Genomic DNA, 23,348 nt, shown 5'->3' on the forward strand with positions numbered 1-23,348 from the left:
GCCGGCGCTCACCAGTCGCCGCCGCCGAAGTCGCCACCACCGAAGTCGCCGCCGCCGAAACCTCCGCCGCCGAAGTCGCCGCCGGCATAGTCACCGCCGCCGAAGTCACCCGCCTGGTCGCCGCCACCGAAGTCGCCGCCCTGGTCGCCGTAGTCGCCGCCCTGGTCACCGGCGTCGCCGCCCTGGTCGTCGGCGTAGTCGGCGCCGTCGCCGAAGCCCTCCTGGTAGCCCTGGTCGTAGCCGTAGCCCGGATCAGCGAAGGCCGGCGAGAACAGCGCGTCGGCGATCAGCATGCCGCCGAGCACGCCGGCGCCCGCGCCCAGCGCGGTCTTCCACCACGGCGTCGAGTACCAACCGGCCGGCACCGGCCGGCCCTGGTACCGGCCGCCGGGGTAGTAGTAGGGAGTGTCCCGGCCGGGCTGCGGGCCGGCCCGGAAGGTCTGGCCCTGCACGTCGACCTCGCGCTCCTTGGTGAGCTGCCCGACGCCCCGCGCGGCGGCCAGCGCCGGCACCTCCGGCCCGGGGTCGATGCCCAGCGCGGTCCGCGCCGCCCGGATGTACGCCAACCCCTCCAGAGCGGTCTCTCGGGCGAGTGCGAACTGGTTCGGCGTCCGCGCCTGCTCCAACTGCGAGCCGGCCGCGTTGTAGCGCTCCCCCGCGTCGGCGAGCGCCTGCCGGACGGCGGGCTCCTCACCCTGCAGGGTCATCAGCTGGCCGCCGAGGCGCTCGTACCACCGTTGCGCCTCGGCGCGGGCGTCGCCGAGCGCGACACGCCGCTGGGCGTTGGACCGGGAGTAGGCGAGCAGGCCGGCACCCACCACGGCGGCGAAGACGACCACCAGGCACAGCAGAGCTTCCATGTCAACGAACGTACCCCCGGGTGTCACGTCGTACCCGTCTGGCAAGCTCCGGTGATGGACGTCTCGACGTTACTGGTGGTGATCCTGTGCCTCGGTGCCGGCGGGGCGGTGGGTTGGTTCGCGGCCCGGTCCCGGTCGGCGGCCGACATCGCCCGGCTCGACGCCACCCTGACCGCCACCCGTGAGGGCGAGGGACGGCTGGAGCAGTCCATGCGGGCGCTGAGCTACGAGGCCACCGCGCAGTCCCAGGAGGCGGTGGCCCGGGCCGTGGCGCCGCTGCACGACACCCTGCGCCGCTACGAGCAGCGGGTGGCCGAGCTGGAACACGACCGCGTCGACGCGTACGCCGAGCTGCGCGAGCAGGTCCGCTCGATGAACGTCGTCTCCGGTGAGCTGCGCACCGAGACCAAGCAACTGGTGGCCGCGCTGCGCGCGCCGCAGGTGCGGGGCCGCTGGGGCGAGCACCAACTGCGCCGGATCGTCGAGGCGGCCGGCATGCTGGAGCACTGCGACTTCTCCGAGCAGGTGACCGCCGCCACCGACGACCAGGTAGTCCGCCCGGATCTGGTGGTACGCCTGCACGGCGGCCGGTCGGTGGTGGTGGACGCGAAGGCGCCCTTCGACGCGTACCTGACGGCCATGGAGGCCCGCGACGAGCGCGGCCGGGACACCTACCTCGACGCGCACGCCCGACACCTGCGCGGGCACGTCGACGCCCTGGCCGCCAAGTCGTACTGGGCCGCGTTCGACAGCTCGCCCGAGTTCGTGGTGCTGTTCGTGCCGGCCGACCCGTTCCTCGACGTCGCGCTCCAACGCGACCCGACGCTGCTGGAGCACGCGTTTGCCCGCAACGTCGTGCTGGCCACGCCGGCCACCCTGGTCGCGCTGCTGCGCACGGTGGCCTACTCGTGGCGGCAGGAGGCGCTGGCCCGCAACGCGGTGGCGGTGCACACCCTCGCCCGGGAGCTGTACGGCCGGCTCGCCACCCTCGGCGACCACGTGGGCAAGCTCGGATCGTCGCTGACCGGCGCGGTGACCGCGTACAACCGGGCGGTCGGCTCGCTGGAGGCGCGGGTGCTGGTCAGCGCCCGCAAGCTCGCCGAGCTGGGCGTCTCGGACGAGGAGCTGGCGGCCCCCGCCCAGGTCGAGCTGACCCCGCGTCAGCCGCAGGCGCCGGAGCTGCTCAACGACGTCGACCGCTGACGCGGGGCGTTGTCCTAACGGCGGTTGGCGCTCTCGACGACGAACGGGATGCCCTGCTGGCAGGTGGTCATCGTGCCCTTCTCCACCCGGCCCGTGACGGTCACCTGGGCGCCGGCGGTCAGCACGTCCCGGGGCCCGCCCACCAGCAGGTAGCCGTCGAGGAGCACGCAGTTCGGCTCCACCCCGGCGGTGATCGTGCCGGTGAGTTCGGTGGCGCCGACCGGCGGCGGGACGGTGGGCCCGACCGGCGACTTGATCGGCGGGGCGGGGGTGCTGGGCGACTCGGGGGTACTGGGCGACGCGGGGGTGCCCGGCGACGCGGAGGCGGGCTGCCCGGTCGTCGCCGACGGTCCGGCGGGGGTGGCGGGACCGCCGGTTTCACCGCAGGCGCTCAGCGCCGCGCAGACGACCAGGGCGGGGACGACGAACCGAAGGGTCCTCATGCCGTCTTCGACGTACGGCACCGGCCCGGCGTTCCACCGCGCTGGCGCTGGATCGTGTCAGCCGCGGGCCGCGGCGGCCTTCATGTCCCGCTTCAGCTCCTGCGGAAGCGAGAAGGTGAGCCGTTCGTTGGCGGTGGTGATCTCTTCGACGTCGGCGAAGCCGCGCTCGGCCAGGTGTGCCAGCACATCGCGGACCAGGTCCTCGGGGACGCTCGCGCCGGAGGACACGCCGACCGTGCGGGCGTCGGCCAGCCAGGCGTCGTCGATCTCGTGGGCGAAGTCGATGAGGTGACCGGCGCGGGCGCCGGCGTCCAGGGCGACCTCGACCAGGCGCACCGAGTTGGACGAGTTCGTCGAGCCGACGACGATCACCACGTCACACTCCGGGGCGATCTCCTTGACCACGTGCTGCCGGTTTGAGGTGGCGTAGCAGATGTCGTCGCTGGGCGGGGACTGGAGCAGTGGCAGCCGCTGCTTGAGCCGGGCCACCGTCTCCAGGGTCTCGTCCACCGAGAGCGTGGTCTGGGAGAGCCAGACCACCTTCTCCGGGTCACGCACGGTGATCTTGTCGACGCCGTCCGGGCCGTCCACGAGCTGGATGTGCGCGGGCGCCTCGCCGGCGGTGCCGACGACCTCCTCGTGCCCCTCGTGGCCGATCAGCAGGATGTCGTAGTCCTCGGCGGCGAACCGCTTTGCCTCCTGGTGCACCTTGGTGACCAGTGGGCAGGTCGCGTCGATGGCCTTCAGCGAACGCTCCCGCGCCTGCTCGTAGACCTCGGGCGCCACGCCGTGCGCGGAGAAGATGACGGTCGAGCCTTCCGGCACCTCCTCGTTCTCCTCCACGAAGATCGCGCCCTGCGACTCCAGGGTCTGCACGACGTGCTTGTTGTGCACGATCTGCTTACGAACGTAGATCGGGGCGCCGTACAGCTTCAGCGCCTCCTCGACGGTCTGCACGGCGCGGTCCACGCCCGCGCAGTAGCCACGAGGCTTGGCCAAAAGCACGCGCTTACCGCTCCGGAGATCAGTCACGTCCCCATCCTACGTGCCGCTGGTCCCCCCGCACCCGGGCCCAAATCCCGTTGATCAAGAGGTTCGCGTCAGAAACGCGCCCGGATCCGACGCAAACTTCTTGATCACCGAGGGCGTCCGTAGGGTTGGGGGGTGAGTGGTGTGGGTGGGGCGAGTGGTGGGAGCAGCGCTGAGGGCAGGAGCAGCGCCGAGGAGCCCTGGCCTGTTCGCGTCGTCTCGCAGAAGGTCGGGGCGTGGATCGCCAAGCTGGGCTGGGTGTGGGTGGACGGGCAGGTGGCGCAGATCAGCCGCCGTCCCGGGGCCACCACCGTCTTCCTGACCCTGCGTGACCCGTCCGCCGACCTGAGCCTGACCGTCACCACCAACCGTGACGTGCTCGACGCCGGAGCGCCGGAGCTGCGCGAGGGCGCCCGGGTGGTGCTGCACGCCAAGCCGGAGTTCTACGCCGCCCGGGGCACGTTGAGCCTGCGGGCCGACGAGATCCGCCAGGTGGGCCTCGGTGAGCTGCTGGCCCGGCTGGAGAAGCTCAAGAAGCTGCTCGCCGCCGAAGGGCTGTTCGACCGGGCCCGCAAGCGCCGGCTGCCGTTCCTGCCCGGCCGGATCGGTCTGATCACCGGCCGTGCGTCCGCCGCCGAGCGGGACGTGCTGACCAACGCGCGGCGGCGCTGGCCGGCCGTGGAGTTCCGGACGGTCAACGTGGCCGTCCAGGGCACGTCCGCCGTGCCGCAGATCGTGGACGCGCTCAAGGTCCTGGACGCGGACCCGAGCATCGATGTGATCATCATCGCCCGGGGTGGCGGCGGCATCGAGGACCTGCTGCCGTTCTCCGACGAGGCTCTGTGCCGCGCCGTCTTCGGCTGCCGTACCCCGGTGGTCAGCGCGATCGGCCACGAGACGGACACGCCGCTGATCGACTACGTCGCCGACCTACGGGCCTCCACCCCGACCGACGCGGCCAAGCGGGTGGTCCCCGACCTCACCGAGGAGGTACGCCTCATCGGTCAGGCCCGGCACCGGCTCCAGCGGGCGGTGCGCAACCTGGTCGACCGGGAGTCGCACCGCCTCGACAGCCTGCGGTCCCGGCCGGTGCTGGCCCGGCCCCAGGTGATGGTGGAGCACCGTGCGACCGAGCTGGCCGCACTGCGTCAACGCGCCGGGCGCTGCCTGGATCACCGGCTCGCGACCGCCGCCGACGACCTGCGGCACACCCTCGCCCGACTGCGCGCCCTCTCCCCCGCCGCGACGCTCGACCGGGGGTACGCGATCGTGCAGCGCGCCGACGGGCACGTCGTCCGGGCGGCGGCCGAGGTCGGCAAGGGCGACCCGCTACGGGTACGCCTCGCCGAGGGCGAGCTGGCCGCGACGGTCGACGGGGACGTGGCGACGCGGTGACACCGACCGGGGTGTGCTGAGATGGACGCGATGACTGACGACACGAAGGCCGGGCCGGACGAGCGGCTCAGCTACGAGCAGGCCCGCGCCGAACTGGCCTCGGTGGTCGAGCGGCTGGAGGCCGGCGGCACGTCCCTGGAGGAGTCGCTGGCGCTGTGGGAACGCGGCGAGGCGCTGGCGGTGGTCTGCCAGCGCTGGCTGGACGGCGCGCGGGCGCGAATCGACGCCGCCCGTCAGGACCCGTCCGCCTGATTCTCGGGTGGGATGGCCGGAACCACCCCACCCGAGAACGGTCAGTTGAACAGGCTGTACAGCTCGGCGGGCGCCTCGACGACCTGGTCCGCCGGCGGCTTCTGGGCCGGGGTGGCGGAGCCGTAGTCGGAGTACGTCATCTTGATCTCCTGGGCCGTGGTCTGGCCGGAGGCCGGGAGTTGCAGCACCAGCTCGCTCAGCCGGCCCTGCGGGTCGACCTTCGCGCTGAACGGGACCGTCTTCGCCTGGGTGCCCAGCGCGGCGATCGTGGCGGCGTTCAGCGAGCCCGCCTCGGCGGCCTTGGTGACGTCGACGGTGCCGGCGTACGTGCCGGTCCCGGTGCTGCGGACCTCGGTGATGCCCTGGGTCAGCACCGCGCTGCCGGCCGGGTCGACCTTCTCGAAGTCGAAGCCGAGGCTCTTGTTGCCCTTGATGCGGGCCTGGTCGAGGTGCTGGTACTTGCCCAGGTTGAGCTGCTTGATGGCGGGCAGGCTGTCGGCCGTGGGACCGGTCAGTTCCAACTTCACCCAGCTGTCCGGCTTGGCGTGGATCACGTCGAGCTTCATGGCCAGGTCGGAGGAGGGGCCACCGATGGCGAACTTCATCGCGGCGCTCTGACTCGGCTGGTGCACCTGCCCCTCGGCCGTGGACCCGGCGCCGGAGAGGGTGAACCGGAAGTTGCCGTCGCTGATGGCCTTGGTGGAGTCGAGCAGGGCCTGCTTGGCGTCGCCGGACACCGGCGCACCGCCGGACTGGCTCGGTGCCCCGGACGCGCTCACCGTCGGGGACGCGGTTGACCCGGCCGTGCCGGTCGTGCCACCGGCGCAGCCGGCCAGGGCGGGCGTGAACAGGGCGGCGGCTACCAGGCCGGCACCCAGTCGTCGAACAGTCATACGTGTCTCCCAAGGGGGTCACCCGACGACCTGGTCGGCGCCGGAAACCGGGCGACGCGGCAGCCCTTCGGCCACGTCGCACGATCCGGACCGAGCGGCGCGCCCGGATCGCTCTCTTCTTGTTCCCTGTCGACGCGTCGGGCAATCACCCTTGTTGTCCGGTTGTTTGCGGACAACCGGTGCCGAACAGAGCGGGCCGGGGTGACCAGTGGTCGCCCCGGCCCGCCGTGCGGCTTACTTGAACATCTCGTACGTCTCCGCCGAGGCCTCGACCACCTTGTCCGCCGGCGGCTTCTGCGCGCCGGTGCCGGAGCCGTAACCCGCGTACCCGATCTTGATGTCGTGGGCGGCGGTCTCGCCGGCGGCCGGCACCGAGATGACCAGCTCGGTGAGGCGGCCCTGCGGGTCCAGCTTGGCGGTGAACGGCAGCGCCTTGGCCTGGGCGCCCAGCGCCTTGACCACGTCCTCGTCGAGGGCGACCGACTCGGCCGAGGCGCTGATGTCGATCTTGCCGGCGTAGCTGCCCTCGCCGGTCTTCTGCACCTCGGTCACGCCCTTGACCAGGGTCTCGCTGTCGATCGGGTCGAGCGTCTCCGGGTCGAGCTGGAGGTCCTTGATCTCCTTGGCCTTGGTCTTGTCGAGGTGCTGGTACTTGCCCTTGTTCTTCGCCAGCTCGGGGACCATGGCCGCCATGGCGCCGCCGATCTCCATCCGCACCCAGCTCTCCGTGTCGATGTAGATGAGGTCCATCTCCATCGACACGTCCTGGGAGGCGTCGCCCATCTTCATGGTCAACTGCGCGCTGTTGCTGGGCTTGTGCACCAGGCCACCGCCGGTCAGGTCGGCGCCCGCGATGGTGAACGTGAAGTCGCCCTTGGCCATCTCCTTCGTGGAGGCGAGCAGCGCCTCCTTCGGGTCGGCCGGTACGGCCGGAGCGGACGCGCTGGGGGCGGCGGCCGGCTCGGTGGCGTCGGACTTGCACGCGGCCAGGCCGGGGACGAGCAGGGTGGCGGCGAGGAAGCCGAAGCTCCACCGTCGAATGTTCACTGAGTTCTCACTTCACAGAGATGGACGTGGCCCGGCCCCGTGTGCGGGCCGGACCGAGCCGAGGGAGCGTACCGGACCGGCCCCCTCGGCGTGCGCCCCATCGACTGTGGACTCCTCAGCGCAGCGCGCCGGTCAACTCCCGCAACTCGTTGTCCCGCGCGTCACCGATCACGAGCACCGTACGGGTCGGCTCCAGCAGGGCCAGCGCCTGCTGGTTCCCCCGGGCCGTGTACCGCTGCCAGGTGCGCCCACCCAACTCGGTCGGACCCTGTGGCTGCCCCTGGTCGGTCAGCTCGGCCGGGAGCAGCCGCTCGGCCGGCACGCTGCTCTGCACGAGTTGCACACCCCTGCCCTCCGGCGTCAGGTAGCCGATCCGCAGCGTCGCGCCACCCTCGACGCTCTGGTAGCGGGCGCTGACCGTACGCCAGCCGGAGCCGAGCCCCTGCGGCTCGCTCACCGGGAACGTGTTCGCGGACCGCGCCTGTTCGAACGCCGGCGCGGGGTCGACGGTCGTGGCCTGGTCCCCGCCCAGGAAACCCCGGTAGAACGCCAGCAGCAGCGCGATCGGAATGAGCAGCACCAGCAGCGAGATCGCCATGTCCTTGGGTGACCGCTCGGACTTGCCCGCCGGCGCGGCCGCCCGGGGCGGCGACGGCCGGGCCGCCGGCCCCGGTCCGACGTGGGCCGGCTCGGCCACGGGGGTCGCCTCGTCGGCGACCAGGGCCGGCTCGCCGGTGGTCGGTGCCGTCGGATCCGCCGGGCCCGTCGCGGCGGGCCCGGCGCCGGGGGCGTCCGGGAGGTCGGCCGGCGGCTGGCCGTCGGGCGGCGTCTGGTCGGCGGGTACGCGGTCAGCAGGCTGTGCGGGTTCCACCCTGCCATCTTCGCAGCCGCCCGACCGGCGGTATCCGGCCCATCACCGCCCCGCACCGGCGCTCGGTCGGCCATCGTGTGAGGATCAGCGACAAAGCCGGCAGCGACGCCACTTCGCCGCCGGCCGTCCCCGCACCGTCGCGAGGAGGAGCAGCCGTCATGACGAACACCAGGACCCGCATCCCACAGGATCTCGACCGTAACCTGGCCCTCGACCTGGTCCGGGTCACCGAGGCCGCGGCGATGGCCGCCGGCCGCTGGGTCGGCCGGGGTGACAAGGAGGGCGGCGACGGCGCCGCTGTCGACGCCATGCGCAAGCTGATCAACTCGATCCAGATGCGCGGTGTCGTGGTGATCGGCGAGGGCGAGAAGGACAACGCCCCGATGCTCTTCAACGGCGAACACGTCGGCGACGGCACCGGCCCGGAGGTGGACGTCGCGGTCGACCCGGTGGACGGCACCACCCTGATGAGCAAGGGCATGCCGAACGCCCTCGCGGTGCTCGCCGTCTCGGAGCGAGGCGCGATGTTCGACCCCAGCGCGGTCTTCTACATGGAGAAGCTCGCGGTCGGCCCCGCGTACGTCGACGTGATCGACATCAACGCCGGGGTCAGCGAGAACCTGCGCCGGATCGCCAAGATCAAGGGCACCGACGTCTCCGAGGTGACCGTCTGCGTGCTGGACCGCAGCCGCCACGAGGACCTGGTCACCCAGATCCGCCGGACCGGCGCGGGCATCAGGTTCATCTCCGACGGCGACATCGCCGGTTCCATCCTGGCGGCCCGCGGCGAGTCGGACGTCGACGTGCTCATGGGCATCGGCGGCACCCCGGAGGGCATCATCTCGGCCTGCGCGCTCAAGTGCATGGGTGGCGCCATGCAGGCCAAGCTCTGGCCGCGCGACGCCGAGGAGCGGGAGAAGGCCCTCGCCGCCGGGCACGACCTGGACCGGGTGCTCGGCACCGACGACCTGGTCACCGGGGACAATTGCTTCTTCGTGGCGACCGGGGTCACCTCCGGTGACCTGCTGCGCGGGGTGCGGTACCGGGCCGGCGGCGCGTACACCCAGTCGATCGTCATGCGCTCGAAGAGCGGCACCATCCGGGTCATCGACTCGTACCACCGGCTGGAGAAGCTGGCGCTCTACTCCGCGGTCGACTTCGACGGTCGCCCGCTCGCCGAACAGGAGTGAGCGGCACCGGCACCGCGGCTCCGCCGACCCTGCCAGCCACCCGCCGGATCATCGGTGTCGCGCTGGCGTCGGTCGCCGGGGTCGCGGTGGCGGCGCAGTCTCGGATCAACGGCGAACTGGGCGTACGCCTGGCCGATGGTTTCGCCGCCGCGGTGGTCTCGTTCGGGCTGGGCCTGGTGGTGCTGCTGGTGCTGGTGCCGGCCACCCCTGGCGGACGGCGAGGGCTGCTCGCCGTACGACGGGCCCTCACGGCCGGCACGCTGCGCCCGTGGCAGTGCCTCGGGGGGATGTGCGGGGCGTTGCTGGTGGCCACGCAGGGGCTCACCATCGGCTCGCTGGGGGTGGCGGTCTTCACCGTGGCGGTGGTGGCCGGCCAGTCCGGCAGCAGCCTCGCCGTCGACCGCGCCGGCATCGGCCCGACCGGTCGGCAGCCGGTCACCCGACAGCGCCTGGCCGGCGCGGTGCTCACGGTGCTCGCGGTCGTCCTGGCGGTCGGTGACCGGCTCAGTGACCCGGGCGGGCTGGCGCTGGCACTGCTGCCCCTGCTTGCCGGGGTGGGCATCGCCTGGCAGCAGGGGGTGAACGGGCAGGTCCGGGCGGCGGCCGACAGCGCGTTGACCGCCACGCTCGTGAACTTCGCCGTGGGCACGGCAACCCTGCTGGTCGCGTTCACGGTCGACATCGCCGTACGCGGCTGGCCGACCGGTCACGCGCCGAGCGAACCGTGGCTCTACCTGGGCGGCCCGATCGGCATCGTGTTCATCGCGATCGCCGCCGCGATCGTACGGACGACTGGTGTGCTGCTGCTCGGCCTGGCCACCATCGCCGGCCAGATCGTGGGGGCCGTACTGCTGGACCTGGTGCTGCCCACAGCGGCCTCGCACCCCAGCGTGAACAGCCTGCTGGGGGCCGCACTGACGTTGGTCGCCGTGCTGATAGCCGCCCTGGCCCCACCCGCCGCCCGCTGAGCATGCCCCGCCCCGCCTGAAGGCGGGAGCTGATCCACTCGGGTTCATGGGAACTGCGCTGTCCTACCGCCTCCGATGCCCCGGTTTTCCAGAACCCGAGTCGATCAAGGCGTAACTCGCGGCGGCAGGGGTTGGTACGGCGGGTAGGGCGGCGTGTCACGCCGGTTCTCTTCGCGGGCCGGGTCGGCCAGCCTGGCGAGCCGGACGGCCAGCAGCAGGCCCGGCACGGTGGCCAGCCCGGCCAGCGCGACGGCCACCCAGGTCTGCCCGGGTGTGCCGTTCAGCCAGCCGGCCAGCGGCAGCGAGGCCAGGATCACGGTGAGCAGCAGATCGCCCACGGCCAACCCGACCCAGTGTCCCGGAGCAAATTTGAGCCACGGGACGAGGAGCAGCGCGCCCGCCGCCAATGCGCCCAACGGCACGACGAGGAACAGCACCGTGACCACGACGCTCGTCGCGTCGACCCGGGGCCAGCTGGCATCCAGCACGAGTCCGGCCAGCACGATCGTGAGGGCCCCGGCGATCCCCCACCCGCGACCGCCGCCGCCACGTCGGATCGCCAGATGACCGGCGAATACGGTGACCACGCAGCCGAGCAGCAACGCGAGCCCGAACGCGAGCCAGAGGTCGACCCCGCGTTGGACCCGCCCGCCGTCGCTCACCGGGGGCAGTTCGGGCGGATCAGTCGCGGACGGCTGCGCACCGAGGAACCCGACGCGCCGCCACTCGCCATCCGAGAGGCGACGCAGGAAGCCGTCCCGACCGTTCGCGACCAGCACCTCGTGGCCGCCGCCCAGGTGCGGATAGACGACCAGTTCCCGGGAGGAGAAGTGGCGGCGGGCGTCGCCGGGGGCCGGGTAGCGCTGGGCCAACGCGTCGCGCCGCGGGTCCGGCACCTCCCAGGCAACCTGCCAGGTCACGCCGGCGTCGTCGCTCTGCTCCACCCGAAGGTGCCCCGGTATCACCCGGTAGCAGCGCCGTGGGTCTTCCGGCGCACACGCCCGCTGACGCGGGGAGTCCTGACTGTTCAGCCGTCCCGTCTCGTCAACGGTGGCGTTTCGCCAGTTCACCGCCCCGTCGTCGCTGACCGCCCACTGGCCGTCGGCCGGGTCGTCCGGCCAGTACGACGCGTCTTCGGAGCCCTCGCCGACCGAGATCGCCGGGCGGCCGTCAAGCATCGTCGTACCCAGCGCGTACGGAAACCAGGCCGCGCTGGTGGCGGCCACCGCCAACACCGCCGGCGGCAACACGACCAGCAGTCGGACCAGCCGGGCCGTCCGGTGCCGCACCGGTCGCCTCCGAGCCCGCGTCCAGCTCCACCACGCCAGGCCGAGCGCCGGCAGCGTGAACAGGTCGGTCCGGTCGGCCCGCACCAGTGACGGCCCGGCCAGTGCGGTCCACGCCGAGGAGGCCAGCTCAGCGGCGTACCCACTGGATTTGACCACCGTGAACCCGGCACCCACCGCGACCAGGCCGACCAGCGCGGCCGTGCGGGCCGGCAGCCGCGGCACCACCAGCGTGAGCAGCACCGCGACCAGCGGCGGAGCAAGCACCAGGCCCGCCACGTCGCTCAGCTTGCCCGTCACCAGGCCCGGAAACGCCGCCTTCCACAGACGGTCGTTGAGGACCAGTAGGACCAACGCGAGCAGAGTCGTCGGATGGCAGAGCCACGCCAGCGTCGTGGGTGCGCCATCACGTGCCTTCCCGGTCCCCGTCATTCCCTCAGGGTCCATTCGACCCGTCTCGATCCGGACACGGACCGGTCAGTGTGCGATACCGACGGTCAGCCCACGTCGGAGGAGTGCCCGGGAAACAGGTGCGCGCCCGGGTCGATGGCGACCGCCGCGTTGTTGACCGCCGTGGCGGCCTCGCCGAAGCCGGTGGCGATCAGGCGCACCTTGCCCGGGTACTCGGTGATGTCGCCGGCCGCGAAGACCCGCGGCAGGTTCGTCGCCATCGCGCTGTCCACCACGATGTGCCGGCGGTCGAGTCGGAGCCCCCATTCGGCGAGGGGGCCGAGGTCGGCGGTGAAGCCGAGGGCGGCGACCACCGTGTCCACCGGAAGGGTCTCGGCCGCGCCGCCGCGCACGGTCACCTCGGCGCCGGTCACCGTGGCGTCCCCGATCAGTCGGGTGACCTCGGCGTTCACGATCACCCGCACCGGCAGCGACAGCACCCGGGCGACCGTCGAGGCGTGCGCCCGGAACTTCTCCCGGCGGTGCACGAGGGTCACCGAGCGGGCCAGCGGTTGCAGGGCCAGCGCCCAGTCGAAGGCGGAGTCGCCGCCGCCGACGATGAGCACGTCCCGGTCGGTCAGCTCCGCCGGGTCGGTCACGAAGTAGACGATGCCGGCACCGGGGGCGCCGTCGGCGCAGGGCAGCGGCCGTGGGCTGAAGCTGCCGAGCCCGCCGGTGACCACGACCGCGCCGCAGCCCAACTGCTCGCCGCCGGCCAGGCCGAGCACCGGCCGGTCATCGGTGTACGACAGCTTCTCGGCCCGCGTGCCGAGCAGGTACCGCGGAGCGAAGGGCGCCGCCTGGGCGACCAGGTTGGCGACCAGGTCACGGCCCTTGACGGCGGGGAAGCCGGCCACGTCGAGGATCAGCTTCTCCGGGTACATGGCGGTGACCTGGCCGCCCGGCTCCGGAAGAGCGTCGATCACCGCCACGGACAGGCCCCGGAACCCGGCGTAGTACGCGGCGAAGAGACCGGCGGGACCGGCCCCGATCACGGCGACATCGACCTCGCGCATGGCGTACCGTCGCTTTCCGCTCGCGGATCAACGCGTGCTGATCTCGACGGTAGGCGGGGCACAGCGGTCGGGCAAGCATGTCCCAGAGGCGCGCCGACGAGCGCGTCAGGGCAGGCTGAGGGTCGACCCCGAGTAGTCCGGACCGTCCACCATGGGCCGACGGCGGCGGAACAGGATCGCGGCCACCACGCCGCCGAGCAGCCCGAACAGGTGCCCCTGCCAGGAGATCCGCTCATCGGTGGGGAGGATGCCGACGAGCTGCCAGCCGTACAGCAGGCCGACGAGCAGGAAGACGGCGAAGTTCCACCAACTGCGCTCGACGATGCCGCGGGTGAGCAGGATGCCCAGGTAACCGAAGATCACCCCGCTCGCGCCGACCACCACCGAGTTGGGTGAGCCGGTGAACCACACCCCGAGACCGGAGACCAGGATGATGACCAGGGTCGACCACAGGAACCGCCGTGCGCCGGCGGCCAGCACGAACGTGCCCAGCAGGATCAGCGGGATGCTGTTGCTGTAGAGGTGGTCGAAGCCGTGGTGCAGGAACGGCGAGAAGAAGACACCGTCGAGGCCGTCGATGCGGTGCGGGATGATGCCGGCGGTCGCGTCCAGGCCGAACGCGAGCCCCTGGTCGATCGCCTCGATGAGGAAGAGGAACGGGACCACCGCGCACATGGCGACGAAGGCCCGGCCGAGGGAGGCGTAGAACGCCTCGGTGCCGAACCGGAACGGGTCGCCGCTTGGCGGGTGCAGGCTCACCCCCCAACTGCTATCAGCAAAAGGGGCCGACCGCCACTCACGTCCCGACCGGGTTACGCGCGACGGCGGGGCGGGTGGTCGCCCACCCGCCCCGCCGTCGTACGTCGTCAGTAGTGGTTGTTGTTCTGGAAGTAGGTCCAGGCGCCACAGGGCGTCTTGTACTTGCCCTTGATGTAGCCCAGACCCCAGATGATCTGGGTGGCCGGGTTGGTCCGCCAGTCGTCCGCGACCGTGCCCATCTTGCTGCCCGGCAGCGACTGCGGAATGCCGTACGCGCCGATGGGGTTGGCGGCCTTGTGGTTCCAGCCGCTCTCCTTGGTCCAGAGCTTCTCCAGGCAGGGGAACTCGGCGATGCCGAAGCCCTTCTCGAGCATCAGCGCACAACCGATCTTGCGGTTGCCGCTGTACTCCGCGCAGGACGCCGGGATCGGCCCGTCGTACGGCTTGGCGGCCTTCTCCGCGGCCTCGCGCTCGCGCTTACGCGACGCGGCGGCGGCCTCGGCCTTGCGGGCCCGCTCGGCGGCCTCCTTGGCCGCCTGGGCCGCCCGCAGCTTGGCCTGGTACTCGGCGGCCCGCTGCCGGGCGAACGCGACCTGGTGGTTGGCCTGGCGCTCACGCTGGTAGGAGAAGTCGACGCGGTCGACCTCGACGCCGACCTGCGCGGTCAGGCCCTGCTGCTGAGTTTCCCGGTCTTCGCCCAGGTAGAAGCCACCCGCGACGCCCACGGAGAGCAGCGCGACAGCAGCCGTACGGGCACCCAACCGGCTCCACAGCCGACTCACGAAGTGGTCCCTTCGTCGGGGGCAAGGACACGGCGCGGCGCCGGGCCACGTCAGCCCTCAGCCGTGCCGTGAGCGCCCCGACCGGTGAGCCGGTCGCGCCGACGCACCGATCGCCACTGATGCCGCCCCGACCTCGGGCAAGCGATCTTCGACGATGCCTGTGGTGCGTGGGCGCTCGTGGGACACCATCGCGCACAGTGAGACACATGGGAAACCGACCGCGCCGTTTGTGACCTGCGCCACACCAAAAATAGGCACGAAAGACTACAAAACCCCCGTCACTGCGGGATGTCCTCGAGGAGATCCGTCACCATGGCGGCGATCGGCGACCGCTCCGAACGGCTGAGCGTGACGTGGGCGAAGAGCGGATGCCCCTTCAGCGCCTCGATAACCGCGGTCACACCATCGTGCCGGCCGACCCGCAGATTGTCCCGCTGGGCCACATCGTGGGTGAGCACCACCCGGGACCCCTGCCCGATCCGGGACAGCACGGTGAGCAGCACCCCGCGCTCCAACGACTGGGCCTCGTCCACGATCACGTAGGCGTCGTGCAGGCTGCGCCCCCGGATGTGGGTCAGCGGCAGCACCTCGAGGATGCCCCGCGAGGTGACCTCCTCCAGCACGTTCTCGTGCACGACCGCGCCGAGCGTGTCGAAGACCGCCTGCGCCCAGGGCGACATCTTCTCCGACTCCGACCCGGGCAGATAGCCCAACTCCTGACCACCGACGGCGTAGAGCGGGCGGAAGACGATCACCTTCTTGTGCCGGCGACGTTCCATCACGGCCTCCAGGCCGGCGCAGAGCGCCAACGCCGACTTGCCGGTGCCGGCCCGGCCCCCCAGCGAGACGATCCCGATCGTCTCGTCGAGCAGCAGGTCGAGGGCGATCCGCTGCTCGGCCGAGCGGCCGTGCAGCCCGAACGCCTCACGGTCGCCCCGAACCAGGCGTACCGACTTGTCGGGCAGCACCCGCCCGAGCGCCGAACCGCGCGCCGAGTGCAGCACCAGCCCGGTGTGGCAGGGCAGCCCGGCCGCCTCGTCCAGATCGAGCGTCTCGCCCGCGTACAACTGGCCGATCTGCTCCTCGCCCAACTCCATCTCCGACATGCCAGTCCAGGTCGGGTCGCTGGCCTGGCCGTGGCGGTACTCGTCGGCGCGCAGACCCACCGAGGCGGCCTTGACCCGCAGCGGCATGTCCTTGCTGACCAGCGTGACGTCCCGCCCCTCGGCCGCGAGGTTGAGCGCCACCGACAGGATCCGGGCGTCGTTGCTCTCGGTACGGAAGCCGGGGGGCAGTACGCCGTCGTCGGTGTGGTTCAGCTCCACCCGCAGCGTCCCGCCCGCATCGTTGGCGGGTACCGGTCGGTCGAGGCGGCCGTGCCGGATGCGCAGTTCGTCGAGCATCCGCAACGACTGCCGAGCGAACCAGCCCAGCTCCGGATGGTGCCGCTTGCCCTCCAACTCGGTGATGACCACCAGTGGCAGCACCACCTCGTGCTCGGCGAAGCGGTGGAACGCCGCCGGGTCGGACAGCAGCACGGAGGTGTCGAGAACGAAGGCCTGCCCCGCTGGTCGGGGCTCCTTGTTCTCGGCCGGCGCGGCGTCCGCCGCACGGCGGCTCCGGGTGGCGCGGCGGGTCGTGGCAGTCGCGGCCGGGGTCTGGTCGGCACCGGCGGTGGTACGGCGAGTCGTCACAGGCCTGCTCCGACGGATGGGCACCCGGCCACCCGTTTTCCGCCTCGTCCGGTGCCCGGAGGGGTCGGATGCGGAACCCCGTGCGCGAGGTCGCAGATCCGGGTGGACCGGCTGGCTCGGGAGAACCCCGGGCCATGCCTAGACGCTAGCGGCGCAGGACCGTCCCGGCTAGGGGCGATCGTGGATCTCCGTAGACGGCGGTGTGGACAGCGCCGAACGGACGAGCCGGCGCGGGACGACGCGCGGTGTCCGTCGACGTGGCGGCAGGGCGCGGCGAGCCGGCCGGGATGCATGCCCCCTGCGCGCATCCCGGCCGGCGGGGCCGCCGTCACCGGTCTGACGTGGCCCCGACGGTGCGTGTCCGCCGCGGACGACGCACCGCGTTCCCGCGTGCCGGTCGGCGGGACGCTTGGGGCGACCCGCCAGCCGGCTCAGCCGGTTCGTCGAACGAGCGTGCCGGTCGGGTGCCGCCCGGTGATCGGGGCGGCCGGCGCGGTGAACGACGAGCCGGTGTAGGTGGTGCCGGGGCGGGCCACCGCGTCGGGGCGGACGACCGTGCCGGCGGAGCGGACGGCCCCCGGGGAGGCGACCGACAACGCGGAGGCGATCGCCGCCTGGGCGTCGCGACGGCGGCGGTTCCAGGCGCCCCGGTCCCCGTCGAAGTAACCCTGGCGGTAACCGAAGCGATAGCCGATGCGGTAGCTGAGCTGGCCGTGCAGGCGGCCGGCGGCGTAGCTGGTGGCACCGAGCACCAGGACGAGGAAGACCACGAGGAACGGGCTCATCGGGCGCCCCCCGCCCGGCCCGGACGCCGGCTCATCGCTCCTCCGGCTCGACCGTGGTGGGGTCGGCCGTGGGGTCCGCGACCAGCAGCCGGTCCAGGTCGTCGGTGCTGACCTCCTCGACCAGCTCGACGGTGATCCGACAGCCGTCCAGCACGACCTCGGCGACCGAGGATCGACGGATCTCCCCGCCGGCGTCGTAGACCCGGACGCTCAACTCGGGGCAGCCGAGGTGGGTACGCCAGGCGTTCCACTCGGTGCGGTCGCCGACGCTCAGCGACAGGTATCGGCAACCTCGGGCAAGGTAGAGGCGCCACGGGGCACTCAGCCCCGCTGCCACTCCCTCGGCGATCAGCCCGAAGGCCTGGGCTCGGGTGGCGAGCTCGGTCACCACACCCCCTCGGCACCGGGGGCATGACGCATGTGAGCACCAGTCGTCTCATGCACGTGACACACCGTAGATTGTCCCATGAGCGTGACAGTATCAGCTTTTCGTCCCCTTACATTCGCCACGACGGGCATCTATTCTGCCCGGGTGATACCCCTCGAAAGCGGCGCTGGATCGTTGGTCACGAATCCGAGAGCGCCGTCACGTCCGCGTGACAGCAGCGTGCCTGGGCAAACATCCGCCGACGGCTGGTCGTACCGTCACGGGGTGACCGAGACGGCCAACGCGCGAAAAATCGCCTTCGCCACCTTCGTTCGGCGCGCCCTCGACGAGGCGCGTGCCACGCGCGCCTGGAGCGGCACCGAGGTGTCACGGCGTACCGGCGTCTCCCGGCAGACCATCAACCGGTGGGTCCGTGGCGACTGGGCCAGCGACCCCGAGGCCGAACGCGTGGTCGCCTTCTGCGAGGGCCTGGGACTGAACCCCGCCGCCGCCTTCGCCGCGCTGGGTTGGGACCGCACCGCCAGCGGCCCCCGCGCCGGACAGCCGGCCCCTCCGATGGACCCGGACGTCGAGGCCCTGCTGCGCCGCCTCGTCGACCCGAACGTGTCGGACGCGGAGAAGTTCCACATCCGGGAAACCATCAGATACCTCGCATACCGCCCAACGTTGCCGGTCGATGTCCGAAAAAGAGGCAATCAGGCCGGGTAGTTCCTCAGATGGCGAAAGAACGCCTGGTCAGGTTCATTCGTTTCGCTCCGGGGCAGGAACGGGCACGCTAGCGTCCCTATTCGTACTGCTTGGGCTCGTCATCGGCGGGGGGACGGGACAAGGCCGAACCTAGCCCTGCGGGACAGAAGGAGGGGTCTGTCCATGACCCTGAAGTGGTGGGGAGTCGTGGTCGCCACGGTGTCGATGACACTGTGGGCGACCGGCAACGTGGTGACCCTTGCGGTCAACGGTGGGCAGCTGCCGCTGCTCGTCAACCTTCTCGCGCTCACCAGCGCCGGCACGGCGGTCATCCTGGCCGTCGTCGCGGAACTGCACGAGCGGCTCAACGACCGGATCAGCGCGCTCACCGAGTTCCTGGTGGCACGCCTCAACGAAATCGAGACCCACACCGGGGATCGCAACACCGGGTTCGTGGAGGGCTACCTGCTCAGCCACGGACAGGAGGCGGCGGTGGTGCCGTTCGGACGCCGTGGACGAGGGGCCGCCGAACGCTGACGACAGCGCCACCGAGTGGGTCCGCTCGGCCAGGAATGAGCCTCCAACGCCGGGGTACGCTGACGCGCGTGCCGCCGTTGAATCTGGGCAACCACCAGCCAAGGACCCCGTTGAACGCCGACCAGGCATGGCAGATAACCGCCGGCCGGGCCGGCGGGACCGTGCTCTTCTTCGACTTCGACGGCACACTCGCGCCCGTCGACGACGATCCGACGGCGGTCCGTCCCGCGCCCAACGCGCTCGCCGCGATCGAGGCGCTGGCCCCGGTGGTGCAGCGGATCGCGATCGTCTCCGCGCGACCCGTCGAGTTCCTCCGCGACCGCCTCGGCGAGCTGAGCGGCGTGGACCTGTACGGCCTCTACGGCCTGGAGCACAGCCACTCCGGCGGCGAGACCGTCACCGAGCCCACCGCCCTGCCCTGGGTGCCCACCATGGCCGAGCTGGCCGACCTGGCTCGGGAGGAGCTGCCACCCGGCGCCCTCGTCGAGTTCAAGCGGCTCTCCGTCGCGCTGCACTGGCGTACGGCCCCGCAGCTCGGTGCGACGGTGCAGCAGTGGGGTCAGGCGCAGGCCGACCGCCTGGGGCTGCGGGTGCAGGCCGGTCGGATGGTGCTGGAGCTCAAGCCACCGGTCGACCGGGACAAGGGGATGGTGATCGGCGAGGTGGTCCAGAGCGCCAGCGGCGCCTGGTACTTCGGCGACGACGTCTCCGACATCAAGGCGTTCGCGGCGCTGCGCGCCCGCGCCGAGGGCGACCCGGACTTCTTCGGTGTCTGTGTGGCCGTGGCCAACCCGGAGACCGGCCAGGAGGTGGCCGACGCGGCCGACCTGACCATCGAGTCACCGGCCGCGCTGGGGGACTTCCTGACCCGGGCCCTGGACCAGCTGCCCTGAGGCCCTCAAGCGCCGTAGCGGCGCTGGCGGGTGGCGTACGAGCGCAGTGCCCGCAGGAAGTCGATGTGCCGGAAGTCCGGCCAGTTCAGCTCGCAGAAGTAGAACTCCGAGTGCGCGGACTGCCACAGCATGAACCCGGACAGTCGCTGCTCCCCACTGGTACGGATGACCAGGTCGGGGTCGGGCTGGCCACGGGTGTAGAGGTGTTCGGCGATGTGCTCGACGTCCAGCACCTCGGCCAGCTCCTCCAGGGTGCCGCCGGACGCGGCGTGCTCCAGCAGCAGCGAGCGGACGGCGTCGGTGATCTCCCGCCGGCCGCCGTAGCCGACCGCGATGTTGACCTCCGCGCCGCCGCTGCGGTCCCGGGTACGCTCCTCCGCGCCCTTGAGCGCTGCGGCGGTCTGGGCGGGGAGCAGGTCCAGCGCGCCGACGATGCGCAGCCGCCAGGGGTTGCCCTCCTCCGACAGCTCCACCACCAGGTCCTCGATGATCTGCAGCAGTGGGTCCAGCTCGCTGGCCGGGCGGCGCAGGTTGTCGGTGGCGAGCAGGTAGAGCGTGACGTGGCCGATACCGGCCTGGTCACACCACCCGAGGACGTGCTTGATCTTCGCGGCGCCGACCCGGTGCCCGTCGTTCGGGTCGACGTAGCCCATTTCGCGGGCCCACCGGCGGTTGCCGTCGCACATCACCCCGACGTGCCGGGGCACCGGTTTGCCCGCGAGCTTCGCCGTGAGCCGGCGCTCGTAGACGGAGTAGATAAGGTTCCGCAGCGTCATCACCTAGCAGCGTAGCGACCCGCCCGCCGGATCACCCCTTCGGAGGGCGATCCCCGCCGGACAGTTCGATGCCGATCATGCCCAGCGTACGGGCGGTGAGCCGTCCGTCGCCAAGCCCCAACTCGACCACGTCGTCGAACACCCGGTCGTCTCGGCGGGCCGCCCGGACCGCGGCGTCGACCACTCGACGCCGCCGCGCCAACCAGGCGGCCACCGAGCTGTGGCGCAGATGTGTGCCGAGGCGGCGACGCAGACCCGCGGCGTAGCGGCGAGCCGCCGCCTCCGGTTCCCGAGCCGCAGCGGCCCCGGCCAGCGCCCCGGAGAGCAGCGCGTAGAAGATGCCCTCCCCGGTGAACGGATTGATCAGCGACAGGGCGTCACCGGCCAGCAGAGTGCGGTCCCGGCCCGGCGTCGGCCGGTGCGTGGACAGCGGCAGGTGGTGGGCGCGCAACGCGGTCACCGTCGACAGGTCGGTGCCGGGCAGCAGCGCGGCCAACCGATCCAGCAGGTACGCGCGGCTCAGCGGCTCGCCGCGCAGCACCTCCCCGTACCCGACGTTCGCCCGCCCGTCGCCAATCGGAAACGACCAGGCGTACGCCGGCCACCGCGCCTTGGAGGTCACGATGAGCTGCTCGGGTGGGCCGGGCAGCGCGGGCGCGTACCCACGGATGGCCAGCGCGAGATGCCGGTCGGGGTTCACGGGGTGGCCGAGGGCCCGGCGTACCACCGACCCGGCGCCGTCCGCGCCCACCACCACCCGGCCGGACAGCTCGCCGTCGAGCACCACCCGGTCGCCACGCGGCTGGACCCGCCGGACGCTGTGCCGACGCAGCTGCGCGCCGGCGGCCACCGCCGCGGCCACCAGCCGCGCGTCGAAGACCTCCCGGGGCACGGTGTACGCCGGCCGGGGCAGCGCCCGAGCCACCGCCTGGCCGCCCGGCGAGACCATCCGCAGCGCGGGCAGCGGGGCGTAACCGGCCACCGCCTCGGTCACGCCCAACTCGTTGAGGACGTCCACCGAATGCGCGGCGATCCCGTCGCCACACGCCTTGTCCCGGGGAAAGTCGGCACGGTCCAGCAGCAACACGCTGGCACCCGCCCGACGGGCCGTCAGGGCGGCGGCCGCCCCGGCCGGCCCGGCACCGACCACCACCACGTCGAACTCGTCGCTCACCGCGCGCCTCCCTCCGACCGGGGCGGCACGGCTCGTACCCGTCCCGCCCGGCGATCACCTGGGCCGTCGACACCGGCCACGGTGACCGACGTCACCCGCCATCCTGCCCCCTGGCCGCCCGCCCACACGGCTGCCGCTCTGCCGCCCGCCCACGCCGCTGCCGCATCGCCCGCTTAGCCGCCCGCTTGACCGCCCGCATGGCCGCCCGCCCGCATGCCGCCGTCTGCCGCCCGTTGGTCGACGCCCGGACCGACGAGTCCGTACCGGCACCCGTGCCGCCTAGTGCGCTGCCTGTCGAGCTGCCCCATCAATGGGGCAGGGCAACCGCCCCGACCGCGCGCTGCCACCCGTCGGTCGACGCCCGGACCGACGAGTCCGCACCGGCACCCGTGCCGCCTAGTGCGCTGCCTGTCGAGCTGCCCCATCAATGGGGCAGGGCAACCGCCCCGACCGCGCGCTGCCACCCGTCGGTCGACGCCCGGACCGACGAGTCCGCACCGGCACCCGTGCCGCCTAGTGCGCTGCCTGTCGAGCTGCCCCATCAATGGGGCAGGGCAACCACCCTGACCGCGCGCTGCCCTCCGTCGGTCGACGCCCGGACCGGCGGGTCCGTACCGGCACCCGTGCCGTCTGGTGCGCTGCCTGTCGAGCTGCCCCATGGACGGGGCAGGGCAACCGCCCCGACCGCGCGCTGCCGCCCGTTGGTCGACGCCCGGACCGGCGGGTCCGCACCGGCACCCGTGCCGCCTGGTGCGCTGCCTGTCGAGCTGCCCCATCAATGGGGCAGGGCAACCGCCCCGACCGCGCGCTGCCGCCGGGGCTACGGGGGGGCGGTCCATATCTGGGGCAGCTCGACAGCCCTCGCACCAACCCCATAGGCCCCGGAGCACCCCGCCGGCCCTTGAGCCTCGCCACCGCCGGGAAGGCTGCCACCGCCGGGAGACCTGCCACCGCCGGGAAGCCTGCCACCGCCGGGAAGCCTGCCACCGCCGGGAAGCCTGCCACCGAGGGCTACGGGGGGTCGGCGGTCCATATCCGGGGCAGCTCGACAGCCCTCGCACCAACCCCGCCGGCCCCAATGCCTCGCGCGGGCCCGCGTGCGGGCTGTCAGACGGGGATGGCGGCGTCGGACGCCCGCGCCGACCGGCGTAGGCCGTATAGGGCCAGGGTTGCGGCGGCTACCAGGGGGGCGCCGTCGCGGATCAGACCGTCCAGGCCCAGCAGCCACCAGCACAGCGGCAGGTCCACCGCGAGTACGCCCAGCGTGACGACGACCAGCAGGCTCCGCGCCCAGTCCTTGCCACGCATCAGGAACGCGGTGCAGAACAGCACGGCGTAGCTGGCCGCGATGCCGGCGCCGAACCAGAACAGCACGGCCGGCACGGCGGAGAGGCGATCGTCCAGGATGGCGCCCCCGGCCACCAGCGCCGGCACCAGCATCAGCGGGCTGTAGGTGAACGCCGCCACGCGGCTGGTCAACAACCACGCGCTCGCCTGTGGCCGGCGCGGAGGCGTCTCCCGCCACGAGATGCCGGTCTTGTCGATGACCAGCCGGGGCCGGTGCCGAACCAGATGCTCGGCGAGCGCCGACGAGCGGTATAGCAGCCAGACCACCGCCACACACAGCGCGGTGAGCGCGGCGAAGCCGAGCAGTCCCGGCAGCGGCGGCACTCCCTGCCGGGGCACGATCAGCCGGCCGACGGCGAAGATCGTGGTGACCGCGAGGATCAACCCGAACGGGCGGGCCACCGTCCGGCCCCTTCGCACGTGCCCGATCAGCAGCAGAAAGCCGAACGAGCGCAGCATGGCCCAGCCGGTGCGTACGGCCAGACCGAAGCCCTGCTCCGGGGCGTACCACCAATTGAGCAGCTCGACCACGACGGTGGCCGCCGCTGTCGTCGCGAGCAGGAGGGTGAGCGCGCGGACGGCAGACGGCCGCCGGACCTCGGTCTCGGCGGCCGTCCTCATGG

General features: G+C 72.3%; 24 protein-coding genes. 8 read left to right on the forward strand and 16 right to left on the reverse strand.

The window, feature by feature from the left end; all coding sequences use genetic code 11:
• Positions 1-8 precede the first annotated feature (8 nt).
• Positions 9-860, reverse strand: coding sequence for a hypothetical protein (locus ACIA3K_RS12520; RefSeq protein ID WP_396800907.1), 852 nt, complete (start codon positions 858-860; stop codon positions 9-11).
• A gap of 54 nt (positions 861-914) precedes the next feature.
• On the opposite strand from ACIA3K_RS12520, the gene ACIA3K_RS12525 reads away from it, so the two are divergent.
• On the forward strand, positions 915-2,063 hold the full coding sequence (locus ACIA3K_RS12525) for a DNA recombination protein RmuC (protein ID WP_396800908.1): 1,149 nt from the start codon (positions 915-917) through the stop codon (positions 2,061-2,063).
• 14 nt (positions 2,064-2,077) lie between these two features.
• On the opposite strand, the gene ACIA3K_RS12530 is transcribed toward ACIA3K_RS12525, so the two are convergent.
• Positions 2,078-2,506, reverse strand: coding sequence for a hypothetical protein (locus ACIA3K_RS12530; RefSeq protein ID WP_396800910.1), 429 nt, complete (start codon positions 2,504-2,506; stop codon positions 2,078-2,080).
• A gap of 57 nt (positions 2,507-2,563) precedes the next feature.
• Positions 2,564-3,538 carry a 4-hydroxy-3-methylbut-2-enyl diphosphate reductase gene (locus ACIA3K_RS12535; protein WP_396800911.1) on the reverse strand — a complete coding sequence of 325 codons (975 nt, stop codon included), beginning with the start codon at positions 3,536-3,538 and terminating at the stop codon, positions 2,564-2,566.
• Between the two features lie 141 nt (positions 3,539-3,679).
• Here ACIA3K_RS12535 and xseA point away from each other — a divergent pair, with 141 nt between their 5' ends.
• Together xseA and ACIA3K_RS12545 are read left to right on the forward strand one after the other, a co-directional pair.
• A complete protein-coding gene (gene xseA, locus ACIA3K_RS12540; RefSeq protein WP_396801282.1) occupies positions 3,680-4,930 on the forward strand; it encodes an exodeoxyribonuclease VII large subunit in 1,251 nt (416 codons plus the stop codon).
• A 30-nt stretch (positions 4,931-4,960) separates the two neighbouring features.
• Complete coding sequence (locus ACIA3K_RS12545) at positions 4,961-5,182, forward strand: exodeoxyribonuclease VII small subunit (RefSeq protein ID WP_396800912.1); 222 nt, start codon at positions 4,961-4,963, stop codon at positions 5,180-5,182.
• 41 nt (positions 5,183-5,223) lie between these two features.
• On the opposite strand, the gene ACIA3K_RS12550 is transcribed toward ACIA3K_RS12545, so the two are convergent.
• The 3 genes from ACIA3K_RS12550 to ACIA3K_RS12560 all read right to left on the reverse strand — a co-directional run bounded on the left by ACIA3K_RS12550 (position 5,224) and on the right by ACIA3K_RS12560 (position 7,993).
• A complete protein-coding gene (locus ACIA3K_RS12550) occupies positions 5,224-6,075 on the reverse strand; it encodes a hypothetical protein (RefSeq protein ID WP_396800913.1) in 852 nt (283 codons plus the stop codon).
• Positions 6,076-6,309: 234 nt separating this feature from the next.
• A complete protein-coding gene (locus ACIA3K_RS12555; protein WP_396800914.1) occupies positions 6,310-7,122 on the reverse strand; it encodes a hypothetical protein in 813 nt (270 codons plus the stop codon).
• A gap of 115 nt (positions 7,123-7,237) precedes the next feature.
• Complete coding sequence (locus ACIA3K_RS12560; protein WP_396800915.1) at positions 7,238-7,993, reverse strand: DUF4245 domain-containing protein; 756 nt, start codon at positions 7,991-7,993, stop codon at positions 7,238-7,240.
• 158 nt (positions 7,994-8,151) lie between these two features.
• Between ACIA3K_RS12560 and glpX the strand changes: the two genes are divergently transcribed.
• A complete protein-coding gene (gene glpX / locus ACIA3K_RS12565) occupies positions 8,152-9,183 on the forward strand; it encodes a class II fructose-bisphosphatase (RefSeq protein ID WP_357130177.1) in 1,032 nt (343 codons plus the stop codon).
• Positions 9,180-10,151 carry a DMT family transporter gene (locus tag ACIA3K_RS12570; RefSeq protein WP_396800916.1) on the forward strand — a complete coding sequence of 324 codons (972 nt, stop codon included), beginning with the start codon at positions 9,180-9,182 and terminating at the stop codon, positions 10,149-10,151. Before glpX ends, ACIA3K_RS12570 begins: the two co-directional genes overlap by 4 nt.
• A gap of 104 nt (positions 10,152-10,255) precedes the next feature.
• Here the strand turns inward: ACIA3K_RS12570 and ACIA3K_RS12575 are convergent, their stop codons facing one another.
• From ACIA3K_RS12575 to ACIA3K_RS12605, 7 genes are all read right to left on the reverse strand, one after another.
• Positions 10,256-11,869, reverse strand: coding sequence for a hypothetical protein (locus tag ACIA3K_RS12575; RefSeq protein ID WP_396800917.1), 1,614 nt, complete (start codon positions 11,867-11,869; stop codon positions 10,256-10,258).
• A 65-nt stretch (positions 11,870-11,934) separates the two neighbouring features.
• The gene (locus ACIA3K_RS12580; protein WP_396800918.1) at positions 11,935-12,903 is read right to left on the reverse strand and encodes an NAD(P)/FAD-dependent oxidoreductase; all 969 of its coding nucleotides are present in this window, start codon (positions 12,901-12,903) and stop codon (positions 11,935-11,937) included.
• A gap of 105 nt (positions 12,904-13,008) precedes the next feature.
• Positions 13,009-13,662 carry a rhomboid family intramembrane serine protease gene (locus ACIA3K_RS12585; protein ID WP_355048872.1) on the reverse strand — a complete coding sequence of 218 codons (654 nt, stop codon included), beginning with the start codon at positions 13,660-13,662 and terminating at the stop codon, positions 13,009-13,011.
• Positions 13,663-13,769: 107 nt separating this feature from the next.
• The gene (locus ACIA3K_RS12590) at positions 13,770-14,444 is read right to left on the reverse strand and encodes a lytic transglycosylase domain-containing protein (protein WP_396800920.1); all 675 of its coding nucleotides are present in this window, start codon (positions 14,442-14,444) and stop codon (positions 13,770-13,772) included.
• Positions 14,445-14,722: 278 nt separating this feature from the next.
• Entirely contained in the window at positions 14,723-16,138 is a 1,416-nt protein-coding gene (locus ACIA3K_RS12595) for a PhoH family protein (RefSeq protein ID WP_396800921.1), read from the reverse strand.
• Between the two features lie 431 nt (positions 16,139-16,569).
• Positions 16,570-16,923: a hypothetical protein gene (locus ACIA3K_RS12600; protein WP_396800923.1), complete on the reverse strand. Its 354-nt coding sequence runs from the start codon at positions 16,921-16,923 to the stop codon at positions 16,570-16,572.
• Positions 16,924-16,954: 31 nt separating this feature from the next.
• Positions 16,955-17,311: a hypothetical protein gene (locus ACIA3K_RS12605; RefSeq protein WP_355048876.1), complete on the reverse strand. Its 357-nt coding sequence runs from the start codon at positions 17,309-17,311 to the stop codon at positions 16,955-16,957.
• 264 nt (positions 17,312-17,575) lie between these two features.
• On the opposite strand from ACIA3K_RS12605, the gene ACIA3K_RS12610 reads away from it, so the two are divergent.
• The 3 genes from ACIA3K_RS12610 to otsB all read left to right on the forward strand — a co-directional run bounded on the left by ACIA3K_RS12610 (position 17,576) and on the right by otsB (position 19,428).
• The gene (locus tag ACIA3K_RS12610; protein WP_355239439.1) at positions 17,576-18,019 is read left to right on the forward strand and encodes an XRE family transcriptional regulator; all 444 of its coding nucleotides are present in this window, start codon (positions 17,576-17,578) and stop codon (positions 18,017-18,019) included.
• Positions 18,020-18,181: 162 nt separating this feature from the next.
• Positions 18,182-18,535, forward strand: coding sequence for a hypothetical protein (locus ACIA3K_RS12615; protein WP_355048878.1), 354 nt, complete (start codon positions 18,182-18,184; stop codon positions 18,533-18,535).
• A 68-nt stretch (positions 18,536-18,603) separates the two neighbouring features.
• The gene (otsB, locus tag ACIA3K_RS12620) at positions 18,604-19,428 is read left to right on the forward strand and encodes a trehalose-phosphatase (RefSeq protein ID WP_355048879.1); all 825 of its coding nucleotides are present in this window, start codon (positions 18,604-18,606) and stop codon (positions 19,426-19,428) included.
• A 5-nt stretch (positions 19,429-19,433) separates the two neighbouring features.
• On the opposite strand, the gene ACIA3K_RS12625 is transcribed toward otsB, so the two are convergent.
• The 3 genes from ACIA3K_RS12625 to ACIA3K_RS12635 form a co-directional block, all read right to left on the reverse strand.
• Positions 19,434-20,204 (reverse strand): isoprenyl transferase, encoded by a 771-nt coding sequence (locus ACIA3K_RS12625; protein WP_396800926.1) that lies wholly within the window; start codon positions 20,202-20,204, stop codon positions 19,434-19,436.
• 31 nt (positions 20,205-20,235) lie between these two features.
• Entirely contained in the window at positions 20,236-21,378 is a 1,143-nt protein-coding gene (locus ACIA3K_RS12630; protein ID WP_396800927.1) for an NAD(P)/FAD-dependent oxidoreductase, read from the reverse strand.
• 1,107 nt (positions 21,379-22,485) lie between these two features.
• Positions 22,486-23,346, reverse strand: a complete 861-nt coding sequence (locus ACIA3K_RS12635; protein WP_396800928.1) for a hypothetical protein — start codon at positions 23,344-23,346, stop codon at positions 22,486-22,488.
• Positions 23,347-23,348 lie beyond the last annotated feature (2 nt).

This window comes from Micromonospora sp. NPDC051543 (assembly GCF_044454415.1).
Lineage (GTDB): Bacteria > Actinomycetota > Actinomycetes > Mycobacteriales > Micromonosporaceae > Micromonospora.

Coding starts and splice junctions, on each gene's coding strand:
- ACIA3K_RS12520 (WP_396800907.1), bottom strand. CDS start 860: ATGGAAGCTCTGCTGTGCCTGGTGGTCGTCTTCGCCGCCGTGGTGGGT.
- glpX (WP_357130177.1), top strand. CDS start 8,152: ATGACGAACACCAGGACCCGCATCCCACAGGATCTCGACCGTAACCTG.
- ACIA3K_RS12625 (WP_396800926.1), bottom strand. CDS start 20,204: ATGACGCTGCGGAACCTTATCTACTCCGTCTACGAGCGCCGGCTCACG.
- ACIA3K_RS12530 (WP_396800910.1), bottom strand. CDS start 2,506: ATGAGGACCCTTCGGTTCGTCGTCCCCGCCCTGGTCGTCTGCGCGGCG.
- ACIA3K_RS12600 (WP_396800923.1), bottom strand. CDS start 16,923: ATGAGCCCGTTCCTCGTGGTCTTCCTCGTCCTGGTGCTCGGTGCCACC.
- ACIA3K_RS12580 (WP_396800918.1), bottom strand. CDS start 12,903: ATGCGCGAGGTCGATGTCGCCGTGATCGGGGCCGGTCCCGCCGGTCTC.
- ACIA3K_RS12550 (WP_396800913.1), bottom strand. CDS start 6,075: ATGACTGTTCGACGACTGGGTGCCGGCCTGGTAGCCGCCGCCCTGTTC.
- ACIA3K_RS12575 (WP_396800917.1), bottom strand. CDS start 11,869: ATGACGGGGACCGGGAAGGCACGTGATGGCGCACCCACGACGCTGGCG.
- ACIA3K_RS12635 (WP_396800928.1), bottom strand. CDS start 23,346: ATGAGGACGGCCGCCGAGACCGAGGTCCGGCGGCCGTCTGCCGTCCGC.
- ACIA3K_RS12545 (WP_396800912.1), top strand. CDS start 4,961: ATGACTGACGACACGAAGGCCGGGCCGGACGAGCGGCTCAGCTACGAG.
- ACIA3K_RS12525 (WP_396800908.1), top strand. CDS start 915: ATGGACGTCTCGACGTTACTGGTGGTGATCCTGTGCCTCGGTGCCGGC.
- ACIA3K_RS12615 (WP_355048878.1), top strand. CDS start 18,182: ATGACCCTGAAGTGGTGGGGAGTCGTGGTCGCCACGGTGTCGATGACA.